This window comes from Helicobacter sp. T3_23-1056 (assembly GCF_053654535.1).
On record NZ_JBSIUU010000111.1, the window covers coordinates 1 to 383 of the forward strand.

The following is a 383-nucleotide window of genomic DNA, read 5'->3' on the forward strand; positions in this document are numbered from 1 at the left end:
CTAAAGGTAGCAAAGCAGTCAATTAAGGCATTGGGGTGAAAGTTTAGGTTGTTTGGATTTTGGTTTGAGTGATTGCTTGGGTAGTTATTTAAGTGAATGTTATTTGTGTGGGTTTGGTTGATTGAGTGATTACTAGCGTAGTGGGTTTGGCTATTGTTGGTGTTAAAGATATGGTTTGGATTATTTGTTATGTTGTTTTTATGTGGGCTATTAGAGTATTTGTTTGTGCTATGTGCGTTAAAAGCGTTGTTAGCGTTAAACGCATTGCTAGCGTTAAATTCGCTAAATGGGTGAGAGGATAGATGTTCAATATAGCCCTCGCAGTGAATCTCAAATAATGATGACAAACTCTCTTTTATGTAGGCTTTGGTTATGTTAAAGGT

At 36.6% G+C, this 383-nt stretch carries 1 pseudogene; it reads right to left on the reverse strand.

Annotated features, from left to right (window positions below):
- A pseudogene (locus ACWIUO_RS13935) lies at positions 1-383 on the reverse strand (hypothetical protein); the annotation flags it as partial.